This window comes from Bradyrhizobium sp. 521_C7_N1_3, from assembly GCF_052075975.1.
Lineage (GTDB): Bacteria > Pseudomonadota > Alphaproteobacteria > Rhizobiales > Xanthobacteraceae > Bradyrhizobium > Bradyrhizobium japonicum.
The window spans coordinates 1,940,823-1,960,391 of record NZ_CP197232.1 but is presented as its reverse complement, the minus strand read 5'-3'; the positions used below and the strand labels follow the sequence as shown (position 1 = coordinate 1,960,391).

The 19,569-nt window shown below is 57.8% G+C and carries 11 protein-coding genes and 6 pseudogenes; 3 read left to right on the top strand and 14 right to left on the bottom strand.

Annotated elements, in window-relative coordinates:
- Positions 1-63 precede the first annotated feature (63 nt).
- From AB7008_RS08930 to panD, 7 genes and pseudogenes are all read right to left on the bottom strand, one after another.
- Positions 64-1,482: a M20/M25/M40 family metallo-hydrolase gene (locus tag AB7008_RS08930; RefSeq protein WP_441258676.1), complete on the bottom strand. Its 1,419-nt coding sequence runs from the start codon at positions 1,480-1,482 to the stop codon at positions 64-66.
- Positions 1,483-1,654: 172 nt separating this feature from the next.
- Positions 1,655-2,668 (bottom strand): NAD(P)-dependent oxidoreductase, encoded by a 1,014-nt coding sequence (locus AB7008_RS08925; RefSeq protein ID WP_441258675.1) that lies wholly within the window; start codon positions 2,666-2,668, stop codon positions 1,655-1,657.
- A 202-nt stretch (positions 2,669-2,870) separates the two neighbouring features.
- A pseudogene (locus AB7008_RS08920) lies at positions 2,871-4,093 on the bottom strand (Glu/Leu/Phe/Val family dehydrogenase).
- 537 nt (positions 4,094-4,630) lie between these two features.
- Positions 4,631-4,726 (bottom strand): annotated as a pseudogene (locus tag AB7008_RS08915) (pantoate--beta-alanine ligase); the annotation flags it as partial.
- Positions 4,727-4,728: 2 nt separating this feature from the next.
- On the bottom strand, positions 4,729-4,962 hold the full coding sequence (locus AB7008_RS08910) for an AAA family ATPase (RefSeq protein ID WP_441261194.1): 234 nt from the start codon (positions 4,960-4,962) through the stop codon (positions 4,729-4,731).
- A gap of 94 nt (positions 4,963-5,056) precedes the next feature.
- Entirely contained in the window at positions 5,057-6,205 is a 1,149-nt protein-coding gene (locus tag AB7008_RS08905; protein WP_441258674.1) for an 8-amino-7-oxononanoate synthase, read from the bottom strand.
- 89 nt (positions 6,206-6,294) lie between these two features.
- Entirely contained in the window at positions 6,295-6,648 is a 354-nt protein-coding gene (panD, locus tag AB7008_RS08900; protein ID WP_441258673.1) for an aspartate 1-decarboxylase, read from the bottom strand.
- Between the two features lie 1,975 nt (positions 6,649-8,623).
- Here panD and AB7008_RS08895 point away from each other — a divergent pair.
- From AB7008_RS08895 to AB7008_RS08885, 3 genes and pseudogenes are all read left to right on the top strand, one after another.
- Positions 8,624-8,968, top strand: a complete 345-nt coding sequence (locus AB7008_RS08895) for an aminopeptidase P family N-terminal domain-containing protein (RefSeq protein ID WP_441258672.1) — start codon at positions 8,624-8,626, stop codon at positions 8,966-8,968.
- Between the two features lie 204 nt (positions 8,969-9,172).
- Positions 9,173-9,388: pseudogene (locus AB7008_RS08890) on the top strand (M24 family metallopeptidase); the annotation flags it as partial.
- A pseudogene (locus tag AB7008_RS08885) lies at positions 9,379-9,687 on the top strand (M24 family metallopeptidase); the annotation flags it as partial. The pseudogenes AB7008_RS08890 and AB7008_RS08885, both read left to right, overlap by 10 nt.
- Before the next feature lie 123 nt (positions 9,688-9,810).
- Here AB7008_RS08885 and AB7008_RS08880 read toward each other — a convergent pair.
- The 7 genes and pseudogenes from AB7008_RS08880 to AB7008_RS08850 form a co-directional block, all read right to left on the bottom strand.
- A pseudogene (locus tag AB7008_RS08880) lies at positions 9,811-10,224 on the bottom strand (IS21 family transposase); the annotation flags it as partial.
- Positions 10,225-10,458: 234 nt separating this feature from the next.
- Positions 10,459-11,640: a M20 metallopeptidase family protein gene (locus AB7008_RS08875; RefSeq protein WP_441258671.1), complete on the bottom strand. Its 1,182-nt coding sequence runs from the start codon at positions 11,638-11,640 to the stop codon at positions 10,459-10,461.
- Positions 11,641-12,509: 869 nt separating this feature from the next.
- A pseudogene (locus AB7008_RS08870) lies at positions 12,510-12,767 on the bottom strand (transposase); the annotation flags it as partial.
- Positions 12,768-13,273: 506 nt separating this feature from the next.
- Positions 13,274-14,188, bottom strand: coding sequence for a TauD/TfdA dioxygenase family protein (locus AB7008_RS08865; RefSeq protein ID WP_038937398.1), 915 nt, complete (start codon positions 14,186-14,188; stop codon positions 13,274-13,276).
- Positions 14,189-15,080: 892 nt separating this feature from the next.
- Positions 15,081-15,944, bottom strand: a complete 864-nt coding sequence (locus AB7008_RS08860; RefSeq protein ID WP_441258670.1) for an enoyl-CoA hydratase/isomerase family protein — start codon at positions 15,942-15,944, stop codon at positions 15,081-15,083.
- Between the two features lie 928 nt (positions 15,945-16,872).
- Positions 16,873-17,733 (bottom strand): acyl-CoA thioesterase, encoded by an 861-nt coding sequence (locus tag AB7008_RS08855; RefSeq protein WP_038937395.1) that lies wholly within the window; start codon positions 17,731-17,733, stop codon positions 16,873-16,875.
- A 961-nt stretch (positions 17,734-18,694) separates the two neighbouring features.
- Positions 18,695-19,555: a MaoC/PaaZ C-terminal domain-containing protein gene (locus AB7008_RS08850; RefSeq protein WP_038937394.1), complete on the bottom strand. Its 861-nt coding sequence runs from the start codon at positions 19,553-19,555 to the stop codon at positions 18,695-18,697.
- Positions 19,556-19,569: the final 14 nt, after the last annotated feature.

Genomic DNA, 19,569 nt, shown 5'->3' with positions numbered 1-19,569 from the left:
GAGTCCGAATCTGCTAGTCTGGTCTACGAAAGCGCCGAAGTCCCGCCGCCGAATTGCGTCATCCTAGGCGGCGCTGACAGAGGTCTCGCCCGGCCGGAAATCGGCGCATTCAAATGTGCCGAGTTCCTCCAGCAATCGTGGCCAGGTCGAAAGGCCTTCCGCAACAGAAGCGATGCGGAAGAACTCATTCGGGGCATGCACATCTTCGTCAGGCAGATTAAAGCCAAACATCAGCGTCTGCAGCCCCAGCATTTCCTGGAAAATAACAGTGATCGGCACGGTCGCACCAAGGCGAACCAACACCGGCACCTGTCCCGTCGCCTCTTGCAGCACTTTGCTGGCAGCCATCACCAAAGGATGCGACTCCGGCAAGCTGAAGGCTGGTGCGCCCGTATCGTTGTCATGGACGGTAAGCGCGACATCGGGAGGACAGATCGCGGTCAAATGCGCCTTGATTGCATTAAGCGCTCGATGGGTATCTTGGCCTGGCACGGTTCTCAACGAAAGCTTCGCATGCGCGCTGTCCGGGATGATCGTCTTGCTGCCGACGCCTGTGTAGCCGCTCCATACACCATTTACATCCAAGGCGGGGCGCAGCGTTAGTTGCTCACGGACCGAGAAGCCCGGCTCTCCACAGGCTGCAGCACCCACCTCCTCCACGAACTCGACGCCATCGAAGGGAAATCTTGCTGTCTGATCTCGAGCCTCGCGCGTGAGGCCTGGCACGCTGTCCATCAACGCCGGAATGGCAATCGCCCCGGAGTCATCATGGAGAGAGGCGATAATCCTGGCGATTTCATGGGCCGCGTTTCGCACAGCGCCCCCGTATCGACCGGAGTGGAGGTCCTTGTCTGCCGTCCGAATTGAGAATTCGAGTTCAAGCAAACCGCGACAACCGACGTTGATCGTCGGGATTGTAGCGCTCGCGCGGCCGCCATCAGCTGAAATCATCGCGTCGGCTTGGAGGAGCGGTCGAAAGCGGCGCACAATTTCACGAAGGCTTTGGCTGCCACTCTCCTCCTCGCCCTCCAAAAAGACCTTGACGTTCACGGGGCAGCCGCCGCGCAGCCGCAGGAAAGCGGCGATTGTCTCAAGCGCGATCACCGTGGAGCCCTTAACGTCGGACGCGCCACGGGCGTATAGCTTGCCATCTCGGATGGTTGGCTCGAAAGCTGGCGCGTGCCAGGCCTCGAGCGGATCCGGCGGCATGACGTCATAATGTCCGTAGATCAGGATGGTGGGTTTGCCGGGTGCGCCATTCCATGCACCATAAACAGCAGGATGTCCGCCTCCATCCAACAGTTGAACGTTCGCGAGCCCCATGCGCTTAAGCCAATCGAGAAGAAATCGCTGGGCATCGCTCATCCCCGCGGCGAATGCAGGATCGGTACTTACACTGGGCATCCGTAGAAAGGTACAGAGGCCGTCCAATATGTCGTTCTGCCGCGCTAAGAGATCCTGGACTATATTGTCTACGTGCATGGGCATCTCCAACCTGTAACTTCTGGCATTGGCTTCCTGGAACAGCACTGTTCAAAGGTGTGCTCTCAGCTCGACGGCAACACTCTAGCTCCATCCGTATGTCCGAAGCCAAGCTCGGTCCGCGATACGGATCGTCTCGACGAAAAGGCCACGGCCATGCTTGGTGCCGCAGTCAATAGCCCAGATCCAGGTCGATCGCACGGGTTGGCACTGCGCCCTTAGAGAACTCGACCAGGCTCTGGATGCCCCACTGCAGGTGACGGTCCAAAACGTCATCCGCATTCGATGCCTGATCGATTGAACTGATGACGTTCGGGAGCTTGTGAACCTCGAGCCGAGGCATGTATCCGATCGGGAAAGCGCGGCCAAATTCATACCGCCACCACACATCGGCCGCGTATCCACGCAACCGACCGGATGTGAGTGCCTCATAAAGTGGCTTTTCCTGGATCAGGTTGCCGCGCGCAATATTAATCAGGAATGCGGACGGCTTCATCACATTCAATTCTGCTTTTCCAAAGGACTGGAATGTGTCCGGCGTGTTTGGCGTCGCAAGGACGACATAATCGGACTTGGCAAGGACGTCGCGCAGCTCGTCCATGCCGTACATCATATCGACGCCGGCGGCGGGACGGTCCTTGTTGCGACGCACGCCCAGCACGTGCATTCCAAAGCCTTTGGCGCATTTGGCGATGTGTCCGCCAATGTTACCGATGCCGACGACTGCGAGCGTTCGACCGTAGAGCATCGCCGAGCGATATTCATCCGCATAAACGGGGAACAAGCGGCGTCCCTCTTGAGCAGCGTGATGCTTAAACAAGGCCTGCTTTGCGAGGGCCAAGACAAACATGATGGCCTGCTCAGCGACCGCAATTGCATTGGCGCCGCGGGTGTTAGCGACCGTAACCCGGCGTTCCTTCAGGAGCCTTATATCGAGATCGTCACAACCAGCATGCAGCCAGCAAAGCAGCTTGAGCTTGTCCGCGATCTCGAGGAGTCCTTTCGGAATCGCCCAACCGATCATTGCGTCCGCATCTACGGCGTGTCCCTTTAGTTCCGCAAAAGTGCTTTCAAAGCGCGAGAAGTACTCCCCTTGAGGCGCAACGACCTCCGCTTCGGCAGGCAGGGCTGCCTTGAGCCGCGAAATTTCGGCGTCAGTGGCATACCACAAGCAAAGAATTTTCATTCTTCCCATCCTGCCCTGGCCGTGGAGGACCCGGCCGTCAAACCGGCGCGAAGACGCTAATCGCGACTGATCGTGGGTTTCAGGCCAAGTTTCGCCAAATATAGCCGTTTTTCTGCTTGCGTCCGCGGATACGCGCAGAAAACAGTCCGATTGGCCCACGACCTTGCCGTGGCGAGGCATGTGGGGTTAAGAAAAAGTAGCCCTACGGGAATAGCCCGCGAGTTTCCTTTGCTCCGCGAACGCGCTCGACACCTATGCCCATGGCTGCGGTGCGATTGAACAGGTTTTCGCCTTTGCTCCGCGCGAGGACCCGTTCGAAGGCGCGATCTAGAACTTGATACTCTCGGCGCATGACTTCCTCCTCCTCCCAGAACAATCGTTGGAGGTCCTGCACCCACTCGAAGTAGCTGACCACCGCGCCTCCCAAATTGCGAAGAATATCGGGAATAACGAAGATCTCTTCCTGGCGTCGTTCCAAGCTTCGGTCGGCTTCTGGCGTGGTCGGGCCGTTCGCGCCTTCGGCAAGGATGCGGCAGCTCAGGTTACCGGCAATTCGACGGTCGATGACGCGCTCCACCGCAGCTGGGACAAGCACGTCGCATGGTATTGAAAGGATCTCTGCTGGGTAGGCCGAGCTCATTGGAATAACTCTCAAGGCTATCGTGCAAACCAGCGTGCCGGATGAGCTGTGGTAGATCGAGACCGCCGGGCGGATAGAGCGCTCCCGTGTGATCGCTGATCGCGACGACTTCGACTCCCATGTTGTGCAGCTCGAGCGCGGCGATGGAACCGACATTGCCAAAGCCCTGTACAACTGCTGTCGCGCCATTGAAACGTATGTTTAGCTCGCCTGCGGTGCGCCGAACCAAATGCGCCACACCTCGACCTGTCGCTTCACGACGCCCCAATGTGCCGCCGGCACTGACAGGTTTCCTGTTACAATCTCTGTAACCGTCTAGCCCTGATTGTGAACCAGGCCACGATCTGTTCGTTCGTGCCCATGTCGGGCGCCATGACATCGGTATGCGGCCCTACAAATGGAATCATCTCTTGCAGGTTCGAGCTCGCGCTTGGACGAGGTCGATGGATCAACGCTAATTCCGCCCTTCGCCACCATAGCGTAGCCCCACCAGGGCACATTTCCAGCTCATCCAGATCGCGAGGGCAGCGACCTCACCGAGGTCGACACTCGGCGCGAACTTGGCTCCGCCTTTCGTCGGGCCAAGCGTGAGATGATGCGGTACCCGGTAGCCTTCGAAGACCGCGGTTGTCCCATCGTCACAGTGAATGGGACAGGATACGGCGACCGATCACTTGGGTAACGACAGGCGTAATCTTGCGTCATCGGGTTTCTCCCAAATAATCCGCGATGACCTCGAATTGCTTTGAGGCCATGTCAAACACCGGGCCATGGTATGCAGTCATGCGAGATCCTGAAGGTTGAGTTGAATTATAGGTGGTGATGCTCGGCGAAGGGTTCGCTGCCGATCAATGATTAGAGAGTCGATAACGCGATTTAAGAGGACAGACACAGCGAGATCGACAGCGCTTACGAGCAATCTGACGAGCGAAGCGAGACCCTCACGTGAGACCAGAATAGAACGGGAAGCGCTCCGCCGATTCGGCATCAAACGCGCATTGTTTGCGAAATCCCCTGTGAATTGCCGCAAATGAGCGACTTGCGATCTGTTCGGTCAAATGGGGATCGCAGAATTGGAGGCTCTAAGGAAAAATGACATCTCTGAGTCAATGTCGCTGTGACTACGGAACCGGGGACACGGAGACAATCTTGCATAGCCTTTGTGCGCCGTGGTCTATCGCCATCGGTTCAAAAGCAAGTAGTGAGTAAACGATAGACACCAAGCCGACGCGCAGACGCGGCCGAGTGGACCAGGTCTATCTGCTACTGCTTCCTAAGATGGCCTCCCCCGATATCAGAATGCGCGGCAGGCCGAGACGCTAGTAGCCCATTGTCGGGACGAACCCGATGCGTTTGTCGGTCCTGCGCGACGCTGCGAGGGCGTGCCGAAGCTCAGTATTCGTTGTTATTGTCTGCATGTTCAGGGCTTATCAGAATGGGATGGAGGGGCCCGGTTTGCGATCAGCGGCCGCATCCCGCTGTCGCGGAGATCGACGGAATCCACGTCGATGCGAACTCCGTCGATCTCGGCGGATTGATGAGGCGAGGCAGCGGTCCGCAGACGGTAGCGCTCCGGCACGACCCGATCGGATGAGACGTTACCAAGTCGCGCAACGACTTCGGTGTCACTTGCTCCTTCGAGCCCGGCCTGAATTGGCTTCTAATAGCTGGCCCGAGGAGACCAGCGAACCCCACGGGAAACACCGTCTTCCGATTCCGGTGTCCATACCGGACCACGATTCGCAGGCTCATCGAAGCCACCCCCTCGTCTCGTCGCTGAGCGCATCGAGCATGGAACAGACATCAGTCTCGTTGACGTTCAGCGTTAATGAGATGCGGAGGCGAGCTGTGCCTGGGGGCACCGTTGGTGGCCGGATGCCCCGGATATCAAAGCCGCGCACCTGCAGTGCAGAGGCTAGCTGCATCGTATGTGCGTTGTCGCCGACGATATATGGCACGATCTGTGACTTGGAGGGACATAGCAGGCCGCGCGTCTGCATTTCGCGGTGTGTGAATGCAACCAGTGTTTGCAGGCATTGCTGGCGCTCTGGCTCTTGCTGCAGGATCAACAGTGCCTCTCGGACCCCAACAGCAATCAGAGGGGGCAGGGCGGTCGCGAAGATGAATGGACGGCAGCGATTGATCATGAAGTCGCGTATTGCCATCGAGGTAGTCACCAGCGCCCCGGCAGCCCCCAAAGCCTTTCCGCAGCTATGAACGACTATCAAATTGTCGCGCCCCTCGTACGGCGCGGCGAGCCCCCGCCCCCGCTCGCCGTACACGCCCGTGGCGTGCGCCTCATCTACCATCAGGAACGCATCGCAACGGTCCGCAATCGTGATCAGCTCTTGGAGCGGCGCGAAATCGCCATCCATGCTGTAGAGGCTTTCGACCGCGATCCAGACGCGGCCGGCGCCACCCGCTGCCCGCCAGTCACGGATTGTGCTCTCGACCGACTGCAGGTCGTTGTGGACGCTTGTCCGGAATTCGGCGCGACCGGCTCGCGCGCCTTCATGGATGCTCGCGTGGACGAGAGCATCGACAACAAGCAGGTCGCCCCGTTGAGGCAACGTTGTTAGAACCGCGAAATTCGCAATATAGCCCCCGTTAAAGAGAAGCGCCGCCTTTGCACCAAAGAACTGAGCCGCTTCTGCTTCAAGAGCTTCGTGTTCCTCGCAATTGCCCCGGAGGAGGCGCGACCCGCCCGCGCCGATCGGTGTGCCCGCATCAATGGCCGCCAAAACGGCCATTTTCATACGGGGCGCACTCGCCAGGGCCAGATAATCGCTGGAAGAGAAATCAGTACCGGCGCGAGGCTTGAGGCCGCGCGGCGGGTCTTTCAGGGCTTGCAAGGACGCGAGATAGTTAGCGGTGTGGGATGCATGAACAGGGGTCATTCGTCACTCCAGAGTGGAGCAATAGCGCGCCGGCACCGGTTGCGTCCGAAACCAGAGCTATCAGCGTGTCGCATGGCGGTTGAAACCGTCTAGCCAGTCAGGATGCGATTGTCGCGGTCAACCAAGACAACGCGCGGTGTGAAGACCCTGGCCTCCGCTTCATCAAGGGAGGCATATGCAACGATGATGATTTTGTCTCCGGGCATTGCAAGGCGCGCGGCCGCACCATGCAAGTCTATGATGCCAGACCCGCGGGGCGCCTCGATCACATAGGTTGTAAAACGCGCGCCGGTATCGATGTTGAAGATCTCGACGCGCTCATGAGCCAACAAGCCGGCTGCCTCCAGCAGCGCACCATCGATCGAGATCGAGCTTTCGTAGTGCAGATCGGCTTGGGTCACCGAAGCGCGGTGAATCTTGCCTATCATTAACGTGAGCTGCATTCTTACCTACTGAGAAGTTGCAAGCAGCGCCGTCGCTCCTCGCTCGGTAAAACTTGTGGTCGTGGCTGAGGCGTCGGCGTGGAGGCGTTGGGACCGGCTAAGTCAGATATTGTAACTGAGCGATTCGGCTCCCTAGTGGTCCGCTGTATTGAGGGCGGCCGCCTCATACCGGTCGCACTTTTTCGCTTCCCGCAGGAGACACAGACAGTTGCCCTCGTTCATGCTGCGGCTGCAAATGCACCCCTTTGCGCAGTCTAGTAGGCGCCGAGGAGGAAAATCGATAACTTCTGCTTCTGGAGTGCATAGATCTAGCAAAGTTTGTTTGACGCAGAATTCAGTCGTCTTGGTCGGCCTCGTTCAAGCAGATGAGAGCTCAAGCGGCCGCGGGTTCTTCCGTAAAGGAAGCTCCAGATGACGCCCAGAGGCCATCGGGAGGCCGCCCGCATAGAACACGGGGAAGCATCGAATTGAACTCAGTCCCGGCTATCGAGACGATTGTCCGATTCAGGACTTGACCGCCAGTGCGTGAATGTACGCATCCGCGGTGATGGTCGGGTACAACTGAGCCGGGCACTAGCGTTGAACGCTCGGATCCTACCCGCGATGCCCGCAGATCGGCTCCGAGCACTGCCTCGTCATCGCCCACGAGTGCAATCCCGGATGGGTGAGGCCCAAGATATCGCCAGCTCCCGAACAGCTCCAGACCAGTGGGTGATCGACAAACCGCCGAGCTTCAGCTGCGCGATCCTGATTGCACCACGCGAGCACCGACGGCCGGGTCTGGCAAAGTGCCGGGCGCCACTGAGTGCTAAGTGCGCTGTCGTCCGAGTCGCAGGAGGAAGCCGCTATCGAACGCCCCAGCTCCATTTCCCATCTCGGAAATGACAGTACAATACGCGCTCCTTGTTCTCGAGGGCTCCATGTTCAAAAAGGCCCCAATGGCTAATCGATAGCATCTCGGTTCTCCGGTTTGAAAAATGATGATTCGGCCGCGCGAGGATCTTTTAATCAGGACGAGCTGCGTTTGCGGCTGCCGGCGATTTTCGTGGCGATGAGCGGCACGCCGGTAGGTGCCGCATCGGGACGAGGAGAAGCAATCCGCGCCCCTCCTGGTTGCTAGATCGATGTGGCTGCGCATCTCGAATAATCGCCCAGGTGGGAACCAGCGCGATGGCGTTCGAGACGGCGGTATGGCTTCAAAAGTGCTGGCGCATGCCACGGCGCTTCTCAATGATCTCGTCGCAGTCGTCATCCGACAAGAGCGTATGGTGCGTATAATCAATCGGCTTGCCCCTCTTGACGGCCGACGGGAGCCCTCTAGGCAATAAGCTACCCCGGATCGCCGAACAAAGCCCGCCGATTATTGGTCTCGCTTGCGTATATCCGGCAAATTGAGGTGTTTGGTGCAGGACTTCATCGTCGAGGTCGAGGACATCAGCGCGCAAGAATGAAGAGGCCTCCTTAGGAGCAGTCGTAGCGCGGTATTGCCTCGATACAGGCATACTGCCGAATCTGCGCTTCGGCTGAAATCGCCGCGCATGCCGCAGAAAGCCGGCGCGCCTGAAAAGAGCGCATCTCAGTCACCTAGCGCGAAATCTCCGCGATAAGGGCGGTCACGTTGGCGAAATTCAGCATTAACAGGCGATAACATCTGAACGAAAGATACGTCGGTCGGCAGAGCGAAAAGTTTTCGGAGCCGGTAACCAGATGAACGCCGCGATAGTCCGCGATCTACGAAACTGTGCCGCGCGCGCTCTACCGAACGGCGCAGCGCATCGAGAGGTGCCGCACCGGCTTCATGGCAACTGTTATAGACGTGCTAGAGCTCCTTCGAGGGGCGAGCTCGCACGTCATTCCCAGCACACATGGGCCGGAGGCGGCACGCGCGGTTCCATGTCGCGACCTGATCAGATGACGCGGCCAGCAGCGATGACGTTGTCATTTCAAAGTAACTCAAAAGGATGAAGCTAACATAATGACAGTCAGCAAAGGACTGCAGGCGTTCCCGCGCACAGAATATTTGCGCAGACTTGCCGCTTTGAAACCGGAAATGCGGCGACGAGAGATCGACGTATTTTTCGTAACCAGCCCGTGCAACATCACCTATCTTACGGGGCATACCGCCGCGTCGGCGTATGTTCCACAAGGGCTCGTATTTCGCTCGATGAAGAGAAGCCAAAGTTCTTCCTCCGTCGGATGGATGCACCGGCAGCAGTTCGGCAGACGTTTCCGAACCCGAATAACGTCATCGGGTATCCCGAGGATCTCGTGGGCATCCGGATACCGATGGCTACGACAAAGTGATCGAATATCTCTGTGAACGGGGCCTTGCAACCCGCGGCATAGGCCTCGAAACAGGGTCCCTGACGCTCAAGCAGTTTGGGCGAGGCCAGGATAAATTCTCGACCAAGCTACCCAAAGCAAAGAATAGTGGAGTGTTCCAAGGCGATAGACTGGATCAGGATGGTCAAATCCGATCTGGAGATATCCCTCATGCGAGAAGGCCGCGATCGCTGATGCCGCAATGTTGCGTGCGGCTGAAGTGATACGACCCGGTGTGCGGGAAGCCGATGCGGCGGCCGAGATCGTGGCGACCCCGATAAGGGGCGCGAACGGCAAGCCCGGAACAGCAATTTCGCCCATCTGCTTCTGCGCCTCGCCCTATACCGGGACAGCCCATGTGCGGTGGGGCGAGGGCGTCTTTCATGATGGATCGCAGATCAATCTTGAATGGGGTGGCGTCCGCTATGGCTACAATGCTGCCATCATGCGCACCTTCACCATTGGAACGGCTCCGGACCGGTTAGTCGCATATATGAAGCAGAGGTCGCGGGGCCCGAGGCTGCGCTTAGCACAATCCGCCCCGGAGCCACCTGCGGCGATGTCGCCAACGCATTCAATCGCACGATGGCGAAAATGGGTTTCCAGAAAGAGTCGCGCTGCGGATACCCGATTGGGATTGATTGGACCGAGCCGACCGCAAGCCTCAAAGAGGGAGACAGGACAGAGCTGAGAGCGAACATGACCTTCCACTTGGTGCTGGGCAACTGGGTTGACTTGGATTTTGGCTATGTCGTAAGCGAGACATTCCGGGTTACCGGACGGGTGTGGAAGTACTCACCAACACGCCACGAAAGCTTTTCGAACTGTGAGCGAACCGCGCTTTCGCGGGTCGGTGTGCCGCAACCGGCATACAAACCGCTTGACGCTCTGGTAACTGGACGGAAAGCCAAATTGATCGAGCAGGTCTTGGTAGATCGCCTGCGCATTCCGCATAGGCGGACGTGTTCTTCGATCCACGCCCGATGCGCTTCGCGAGCCGAACGGGCCTGGCTGCTGGTGACCGTCGCTTCCGATGTCCCAAAAGCCGGTCGGGGTGGAGGAATTTGGCCGTCCACGCTCACCGGGCCTGTGGTCACTTCCTCGGGGGAATTCGCCTCCGCACCAGCCCGCAGCGCCCGGTAACGCCGGATCGTCTTGCGATCGCCCCCCGCCATCTGTGAACCTCGCGCTGGCTGGCGGTTGGGATCGAGTGCGTAAATCGGTGCTTTGCAGGTGTGGCTCCAAGACGTTCAACTCCCCGGTCCCATGCTGGCTAAAGGGACCGAAAACAGATGTCCTTCCTGACCTGCTACCGCTGTTTTGACGGGATCATCAGGTGGGGAGTTTCAAGTGACCGTACCCGCCGGTTGACCGACCCACGGCGGCAGAGCGGATGCGCCGATCCGCAATGCTGGCACTTGGGGAGCCCCGACATTGACATCAGAGCTGTTCAGTACGTGTCGAGGGGAAATCCGCCGACAAACAGTCTCAGGGATTTAGAAGATCAAGTACGTATCTGACCGTTAGCTCCGTGGTCGGAACGACAAGTTCGTCGGAAGCTCCGAATGTCGGCGTATGCAATAATGATTCATTGCCAGTCGCGCGAGTTCCGAACCAGAAGTAGATCGATGGCACAGATGCCGCGTAGAAACCAAAGTCGTCGCTGCCCGCTGCTCGCTTTTTTGCGGTGAGCGCTTCGCGGCCGAGTGTGTCATGAACGACTTGCCGAAAGCGCTGCACCATGTCGCTATCGTTGACGACCGGAGGCTCGCCTGTACGGATGATGCACTCGGCTTGGCCGCGATGCATCCTCGCGACGCCTTCGGCCACCTCGCGCACGCGTTGGGACAGTAGTGCTCTGCGTTCTGGGCTACGGGTTCTGATTGTTCCTTCCATGATAACCGAAGGACAGATGATATTGGTCGCCTCTCCACCGTGGATAGTGCCGATCGTAACGACTGCGGCGTCATCAATCGGCATTTCGCGCGAAATCACCTTCTGCACCTCATTCACGAAGGCAGCGGCTATGGCGATCGCGTCGACCCCATTGTGTGGTGAGGCGCCATGGGCCATCTTACCGGTGATGGTAAGCATGAACTGGTCGGCGGACTTGGTGATGGGTCCTTCGCAAGCGTCCAGCATGCCGGCGGGAATATCTGGACTGACGTGGAAGCCGACTGCCCCATCGAAGCCGTCCAGCAGCTTCTCCTCTTTTACCGTTCGCCCACCGAGTGGCTCCGCCTCCTCTGCTGGCTGAAAGAACACCCGTACTTTGCCTGCAAAATTCTCCCGCATGCGGTGGAATGCGAGCGCGGTGCCGAGCGCGATAGACGCGTGCACATCGTGACCGCAAGCATGCATGATGCCGTCGACCTGAGAGCGATAAGGCAGATCATCACGGGCCTCCTGGATGGGGAGTGCGTCAATATCGCCGCGGACGGCAATCGATCGCTTCGGGCCCGAGGCGGTGCCTTCGATATCGATATAGAGACCGGTGTTGTGGAATGGCTTCGCACCTGTAATGCCGAAGCGCTGCAGCATGCGACGGATTCGCTCTTGCGTCTTCCATTCCGCGTTAGAGAGCTCAGGCTCGCGGTGCATGGCGTGGCGGAGCTCGATCACCGCTTCGCGCTCGGCGCCCGAGAGAAGACTGTTGGTGGATGCGCTCATTCTGGTTGAACCTTCATTTCGCCATTTTGCGGGCAGTTCTGGAGGGAGCTTATCTTCTCGCGAAGAACGAGAATCGACGTTTGCGCCTCCGCGCTTGCACGGATCCAGCTTGTCGGGGCCATTCTGCGCACAATATCTCCAGCAAAGTCAATTTCCCCTTGCACGCCGCTTTCGCGTTGTCATTTTTAACACATTCTCAGGAAGAACGCTGGCCGACAACGTATGTACCCGCCGTCGCCAAAGGGAAGCACAATTTGCGGAGTATATCACCGATCCCGGATGCGTAATTTGCCAGCTACAGCGGACGAGCTCGGTAGGTGACTATTACACAGGACTGATCCTATCGACGGACGCAAGAGCATGGAGCCTTGGCGCTGCGACGCCTCCCGCGCGGACGTCAGCACCGTCGCGGCTGCAGTTTGTTGGCGACGGGCTGGTCTGACGAGAACGTATTGGCCAAGCTCCGTGAGTTAGTATTGCCGGCAGTTGAGAAGGGCTGGTGTAACGAGGTATGGATCATTGACGACAGCTCGTCCCCAAAACAAAGCACTCAGTCGGCGTAAACTACCGAAATGACAGTCAGCTTAATGGCCGGCCGATTGCCAGCTCGCGGTCTCGTTATCGATCGTCAATAATGCCGCCCGCCTTCCGGTCACCCGTTAGCTGTACCCTCCCGAAACTTTACTAAAAATCGTGCCCGCGGGAAAAAGGAGTTCTGTGCGTCAAATTCAGCAAAACTGATCATGGGGTCCGGCCAAGCCATCCCCTCGGAGCCGCCGTCGCTCGCTCGCCCAAGCGCAGCGCTGGCGAGCCACGGCGGCGGAAAGGGGGGGCGTCCATCCCTTTGGTGGATCTGAGCATCGCCAGGTCGCTTGACGCTGCGTCTCCTTCTTGTGCTCCTTCAACATCCATGTTCAGATAGCGATGGTCCTCAAGCTAGGCCTCGTGGCGCCCGACGGTCAGCGCCCGCACCAGCCTCTTAGGCAGCTTCGGCGTTGGGGGCGATTCGCACCACGTAGGTGCCCCCGGATCTGCTCGTTGAGGCGCTCCAGCATGTTGGTCGACTTCGTGTCCTTGCGGGGCACCAGCGGCAGACGGAAGTTGGTCAAGGTCTCCTCGAGGTTGTCGTTCGAGACCACGCCCCCGATCGCGTTGTTTCGCTGGCCTGCGAGAGCACTCTGCGGCCTTGCGCCTGTTGGATGCGGCTTACGGCAAATTTTCGCGGGTGCGTGGCATGACCTAGTTGAGCGCGCTTTCAGGTGATCGGCATCTTGCCGAACGGTCCGATCGGGCGGCCCGGCACCAGCCGCTCGCCACATGACAAGCCGATGAGCAATACCGGTCGACCCACCGAGCCCGAAAAAAGAAAGAGCTTCTCGGTCTAACAAGCCGAGCCTAACGCAGGGAGGGCTCGGCTGACCGGTTATCCTTCGCGCGTGTGCCCATCCGCGCCGTTTGCACTACACTGATTCCCGAGAAGCTGTCGGCAGAGTGGCTTGCTGACGGTACCGCCCGAGGTGAAGCAGAGCCGACCGAAGTATTGGTTGTCGACGCTGCCGGAGAGCAGCCAGCTTCAGCAACTGGTGATCTTGCCAAGCTACCGCTGACGTATCAAGCGCAACCACCACAAGCTCTAGCAGGAGGCCGGCATGGTGACCTTGACACGCGCTACACTGCGCCGACCGTGGACGCTGACCGGCACCTCGCCATCAATGGCAGCGCGGCGAACCACGCGGCTGTGGTCACCATAATCGTTGACCGCACGATGCATCGTCGCGCGGTTGTCCCAGATAGCAACGTCGCCCTGCTTCCAATTCCATCGCACAGTGTTTTCGGGGGCTGTGATATGAGACTCGAACAGATCAAACAATCTCTGGCCATCGTATTTCGGAACGTCAACAAACCGTGTCACGTACGTTCCAAGGACAAGCGTGCGCTCTCCGGTTTCGGGATGGACACGCACGACGGGATGCTCGGTCTCGCACTTTGTTCGACTAGTGAATTCGTCATAACGCTGCTGATCTGCTTCGCTGGGTCGTGCGGTTACCGCGAAGTCGTAGGCGCTACTGTGGACGGCCCAGAGGTCGTCGGCAAGCCGTTGCACCGGTGACGGCAGATCGAGATAAGCGGCAGCCGTGTTTGACCACAACGTGTCACCCCCGACCGGCGGGATCACAACACCTCGCAACACACATATCTTCGGATACGCATCCACGCAAGATCCATCAATGTGCCAATTGTCAGCCCGCACTCCGCGCCTGGAATCAATGTCAAAGATCGAGACCGTTCCTTCGGCAGCACCTAGCGGGGGCGGCACAAGATTCCCCCAGCGGAGAGCAAACCGCTCCTGCTCGGCGTCATCAAGATGATTCTGGTCGCGAAAAAAAAGCACCTTGTGTTCCAGGAGAAGACCGTTGATCGCAATGATTGTTTGGTCGGGCAAATCGCCCGACAGTTTGATGTTCCTGATTTCGGCGCCGATGCGCGCCGCGCGTTTGATGACATCACTAGGCGGGAAGGCCTTATCGATCAAAGCCGTCTTGCTCATGGTATTCTCCAATTTGCGGTTTCTGCACCAGACGAAGCCCTTCAGCCACCCCACTCGTAAATGCTAAATTAAAGAGCTATCCAAAACCTGCGATTCTCGACCGCTGGTATGATGGCGAGCGAACTCGACCATGAACGCACGGTCCACTATCACCGATTCGGTGAGCGTCTTGCCAAGGTAGGTGGACGAAGCGCTTAGGTGCGGGTGAACAACATCTGACATTGCTGGCTGCAGGCTCGCGTTGCGAGAAATCCCCAGCAAAGGCCATGCCATTCTGGAGACCGCGCCTCGGATCGCTCGCTTACCCACGGGAATGGGTTATGCTATTAACGATAGAGTAGCCTCGACTCTAACGCGCGATCCTTTCTTGTCGTGACGCGACAAATTAGTTCGACACGCAATCAAAGCGGCGATTCGCAGGGAGCAACACCCCGTGTCTGACGCACGCTCCCCAGCGCGCTCCAGAAGCGGGTCAACCGTAGTGAGTAATGCGGGGGCCGGCGTGCTTCTTTCTAGTCCTCGGATGTTCGCGCAAGTGCTTTCTCAACGCCAACAGCTATTCCAGAGTCAGCAACTGCAACGTAGGTGCAGGCCCACTCGATGCGCCACCGCAGTCGCAAGATCGCCACTGCGCACGAAAGAGCGACCATACGTGACGGTAAATTGTGCCCCAGTGGGAGCTAAAACACTCCACGACGCGCAATCGTTCGTTGGATGAATGGTATGCCCCCTGGTGCGCGCGGTAACCCGTGACAAAAAACAGGCATCGCAAAATAACTTCCGTTGGATGCTTCAGAGTGACATATGCCTCTGCGAGCCCTCCGAACCAAGCAAATTGGTTGTTGACAAGCGACTAAGTTGGCGATCGACCTACCCTGTCCTCACTAGGCCTTTAGCTTTTCACCGATTTAGATCGACGAAAGCCGCGAGACGTCTCTGATTCGAACGGCCCAAAAATCGACTCTTGCCATTCCATCGCTGCTTTGACACCTTCCGACCTAAGGATCTCATGAAACCGTCGGAATTCCGATTCCGAATTGTTCATGAGCAAACAAGCTTGCGCCCCTTGCCGCAGAGCAGAATCGAAACCTGCGGCAAGAAGCGTGCTGTTAAGTGCCCTCTTATTCCACTTCAATGTAGGCATTGCGACGCGCGACATACGCTTTGCTATTTTCATGACTTCGTCCTCGAGCTGATCCTTGGGGAAGATACGGCTCACTAGTCCCAGTCGATAGGCCTCTTGGGCGTCAAAGGTATCTCCTGTATAAATCAGCTCGCGACAACGCTGTCCTATTATCCAGGGCAGGCCCAATGTCAGCACACCAATAGCAAATCGCGTCTCCGTGACGGCGAACTGCGCGTCGTCGGAGCAATAGCGAATGTCAAACATTGTGGCGAACTCTAGAGCCCCTCCCAAGCAGTAGCCGTTTATCATCGCGATAACTGGCTTCGAGCAGTTAAATGGGCAATAGTTAAACTTAAAATCCAGATCTTCGCGTTCCCTCCAATCATCCAAGGTTCGTTCCGCGAAGCCTTTTTGATTATCGTCGTTTAAGTCAAACCCAGCCGCGAACGCGCGTCCCTCGGCACCCGTAACCACGACAACGCGCACATTTGGATCGCGATCTGCAACCCCAAGTGCATCTTCGAACTCGGCGCAGAGCTCGAGAGAGAGCGCATTCATCTTGTGAGGGCGATTCAGAGTAACCCGGGCAACGCGGTCATCTACCTGGTAGAGAATGGTGCTGTACGTCATCTATGATCCTATGATTGCTGCCTGTGGCGACGATGGTCTTGGCACGATGAGAACAGTTTATGGACCACCCAGATCCCCTCTTCTTCGCGCATGCGGTTATCCGACACAGGTACCGCGAATTAACCGCCACCAGTCGCACAAAGTGGACGTCAGCTTTGCCGATCGCCCAACGATGGCTTTGCCCATTAGTTCGAGTCGCCTCTCAATTCAACATAGCTTATGTGTCCAGGGGAGCAGCCCCAAGAACTGGCGCGCAGGAGTTCTCGCTTAGTTGGCATAGCTGCGATTCACAGTTCGATGACTCAAAGGTGCAGTACCCGAGGCACGTTGATCTTGCGCAACACTACCGGGCCCTTTCGTAGCCCATTCCGTTCCGGGAATGGGCTAATGGTCTACGGAAAGATAAATATTGGTCACACGCGTCCAAATTCACCTCCTCCTTCACTTTGCAGTTCGCAATAGCAACCGCCGTGCCAGCGGCATTGAAGCGCAATAACCGGCCGCTTCGCCTCATCAAATTGCTCAAGGTCGCAAACAGCGAGCCGTGTTGGGGATCGAACAATTGGTATTCCGCCGTCACATCCCGCACACGCGACTGTTGCACGCAGAAGACCATACTTGCGACGACTCGCGGGGAGTTGGGGTAGAGAAATTCACTAGGATCAGGCTCGAAGCTGCCTCGACTGACGCCCCATTATTGAACTCACAAGCATTGGAGCAAGGAACACGAAATTCGCCGTTATTTGAGGCCTATTAAGACAGGGAGTAATGGTCACCCGGGGTTTCGAACGGTGGTCCGAGCCGACGGAAGACCACAGCTTGTCAAATTGTTTGGAAAGCTGATAGCGCATCCCCCGCCACAAGCGCCGAATACATGTTTCGCGGGATGTCGCCGTGATCATGAACGAGCTGCCGCACGCGTGAGTGCTCAACGTCGCTCGCGCACTGAGCCCTCCTGGACGACAGATGCTATCAACGTACCATCGTATTTGAAGATCAGTCCGCGGGTGAACCCGCGCCCAGCTTGTGCACTCGGCGACTCGAGTGCGTAAAGCAGCCATTCGTCGGCGCGAAACGGGCGGTGAAACCACATTGCGTGATCGAGGCTGGCCGATATCATGCGCCCACCGAACAGCGTACCGCCATGCCGCGCCATCACCACATCGAGTAGGGGCAAGTCCGACGCATATGCCAGGGCGCTCCTATGTAGCGCCGGATCATCTGGCAGCTTTGCGGCCGTTCTGATCCAAATATGAACGCGACCGTCGCCGATCTTCTGACCGATATAGCGGCCGATCTCCACGGGGCGCAATTCGATCCCACGATCGAAATCATAATACCGGCGTATGATTTCAGGTATCTCGGGAAATATCGGGTGCTTACTCAACTCGCCATCCGACAGTTTTTCCGGCGGGGGTACCCCGGCCATCTCAACCTGGTGGTCGATCGCGCCCTCCTCTTCCGCATGGAACGATGCCAGAATGCAGAAGACCGCATTACGATGCTGGAGAGCAGTGACGCGCCGAGTTGAGTAGCTGTTGCCGTCGCGCAACCGTTCGACCTGATAGATGATCGGCACTTTTGGGTCGCCGGGCCGGATGAAATAGCCGTGCAACGAATGAGGCAGACGGTCTTCCGTGGTGCGCGATGCGGCGATCATTGCTTGCCCGATTATTTGGCCCCCGAACACCCGCCGTGACCTGGTGGCCGGGTTGATGCCGCGAAATAGATTCATCTTGATTCGTTCGACATCGAGGATCGCAAGCAAGTCGGTCAGGCTTTTTGACATTGATGGACTTTTCGTGTGTTCGAGCTCCATTCCCACTCCTTTTGAGCCGTTCCAGAACGGCGCTTTGGGGCGTTCGGGCCTTTGCTTCGCCGAGCTCCCGTTAACGAAGCAGCAGTGAGCAGTTGTGCGCCCCTAGACCGTGATGGGTTCTCTCATTGAACTTCTCGGCTAAATGCAGGATGAGTTGGAAGGATTCCTTTCACATCCCCTGCCATCCGGCCTACTCCAGACACTTGCATATGACGATCCGCAGCAGAGCGGCAGCAACTCATGCTGCGCGTATCGTATGCCACCGCGACGCAGGAAGCTGTTGCAGCATTCGGGCCAATGCCCGGTCTTGCACGTTTTCTTGAACTAATGGGACCGCCCGGCCCGGTGCACAGGTCGAGTTCCTGGTTATGCAGAGTTTCCCGAAGCGAGCGAGCCGAGATGGCTCCCATGGCACCGCAGTTATTAACTGGCTACAGCAATCGATATACTATCTTGTGTGTGCGATGCTAAGACTGCGTGCGAGGCACGGTGCACTCGTCAATAGGTCGTGACCAGTTCTCCAGTGCGCGTCTATAGCTGCGAAAGAGAAATTGCGGAAGAGGGTGGTGGTCGACCCTGACCCGAGGCAAGCTTGACGAGCAACATGTGCAGAGCTGTAGGTTGTCGATATGAACCTTTCGCAGCCTCTGTCGTGCACATGGTTGGCAAAGGGTAGCTCTGTCCGCTCCGATGCAAGGGCTCCCAATCTAGCTGCGCTCGCTGTCGCATAGACTAACCAGACGGGCTGAAGCACTCCGGATACTCAGCCGCCAACCTCTTTCGAAATAAGCGTCTGGGGCCCGATGCTCTCGGCAAGGCCGCTAGCCCCGTACCGCCGAGCATCAGTCACACCATTGCGAGCCAAGAACAGCTGGCTCAGCTGACTTGACCAGCTGTCTTGCAGGTACCGATCGGCAGGATCCGAAGATGCTCAACCTAGCACCGTCTGCCCATGCTTGGCGACGGTAACATCGCGCCCGCGAATATGACCTTCAAACGAAATTGAGTCCCCATCTTTCCAGAGATCGATGGTGATGACCTCGCCGGGGAACACCGGGGCCGAAAAGCGGACGCGATGACGTCGGAAGGCTGATGGATCGTAGTCGGCATAGGTTTGCAACACGGCCCTGCAGGTTAGTCCGTAGGTACACATGCCGTGGAGGATGGGTCTGGAAAAACCGGCCCGGCGCGCGAATTCGGGGTCACTGTGCAATGGATTTCGGTCACCCGATAGACGGTAGATCAAAGCCTGGTCAGGCCGGGTTGGTATATCAACCGATCTGTCGGGCGGTCGGCGGGGCACTTGGTGCGGCTGGGAGATTCCCCGCGAGGGTCCGCCGAAACCGCCGTCGCCCCTCGCAAATGTCGAAGAACGGATCGTTACGATCTTGCTGCCGTCGCTATTCTTGACGATGATTTCGTTCTGAATGATCGCGCCTTTCTTATCGCCCTTGTCATACACACCATTGATCCGAGCATCCGCGGTAACACTGGCCGCGACAGGCACCGGCTTGTGAAATGTGATGTCGCGCTCGCCGTCAACGACCATGAGGTGGTTGAGGTCGATCATTCCGGGTCGCGCTCCCCATACACAAACAGAAGCAAAAGTCGGAACCACCTTCAGAGGCTTGGGTGTCGCGAATTCCTCGTTGACGAACTGCAGTTCCCTTTCGTTCAGAGGATCCGCGCCCATCCCGATGCCAAGTGCATAGAGCATCACCTCGCGATTACTCCAGGAATAGGGAATCGCTTCCGTTCGGAGTCTAAGTACCGCAGGATAGTCGATAGGCATCAATTCGTTCTCTA

Excerpts from the sequence above, each read along its gene's own strand:
- panD (WP_441258673.1), bottom strand. The coding sequence starts at position 6,648 with ATGCAGCTCACGTTAATGATAGGCAAGATTCACCGCGCTTCGGTGACC.
- AB7008_RS08895 (WP_441258672.1), top strand. The coding sequence starts at position 8,624 with ATGACAGTCAGCAAAGGACTGCAGGCGTTCCCGCGCACAGAATATTTG.
- AB7008_RS08875 (WP_441258671.1), bottom strand. The coding sequence starts at position 11,640 with ATGAGCGCATCCACCAACAGTCTTCTCTCGGGCGCCGAGCGCGAAGCG.
- AB7008_RS08925 (WP_441258675.1), bottom strand. The coding sequence starts at position 2,668 with ATGAAAATTCTTTGCTTGTGGTATGCCACTGACGCCGAAATTTCGCGG.
- AB7008_RS08865 (WP_038937398.1), bottom strand. The coding sequence starts at position 14,188 with ATGAGCAAGACGGCTTTGATCGATAAGGCCTTCCCGCCTAGTGATGTC.
- AB7008_RS08930 (WP_441258676.1), bottom strand. The coding sequence starts at position 1,482 with ATGCACGTAGACAATATAGTCCAGGATCTCTTAGCGCGGCAGAACGAC.
- AB7008_RS08860 (WP_441258670.1), bottom strand. The coding sequence starts at position 15,944 with ATGACGTACAGCACCATTCTCTACCAGGTAGATGACCGCGTTGCCCGG.
- AB7008_RS08855 (WP_038937395.1), bottom strand. The coding sequence starts at position 17,733 with ATGTCAAAAAGCCTGACCGACTTGCTTGCGATCCTCGATGTCGAACGA.
- AB7008_RS08905 (WP_441258674.1), bottom strand. The coding sequence starts at position 6,205 with ATGACCCCTGTTCATGCATCCCACACCGCTAACTATCTCGCGTCCTTG.
- AB7008_RS08850 (WP_038937394.1), bottom strand. The coding sequence starts at position 19,555 with ATGCCTATCGACTATCCTGCGGTACTTAGACTCCGAACGGAAGCGATT.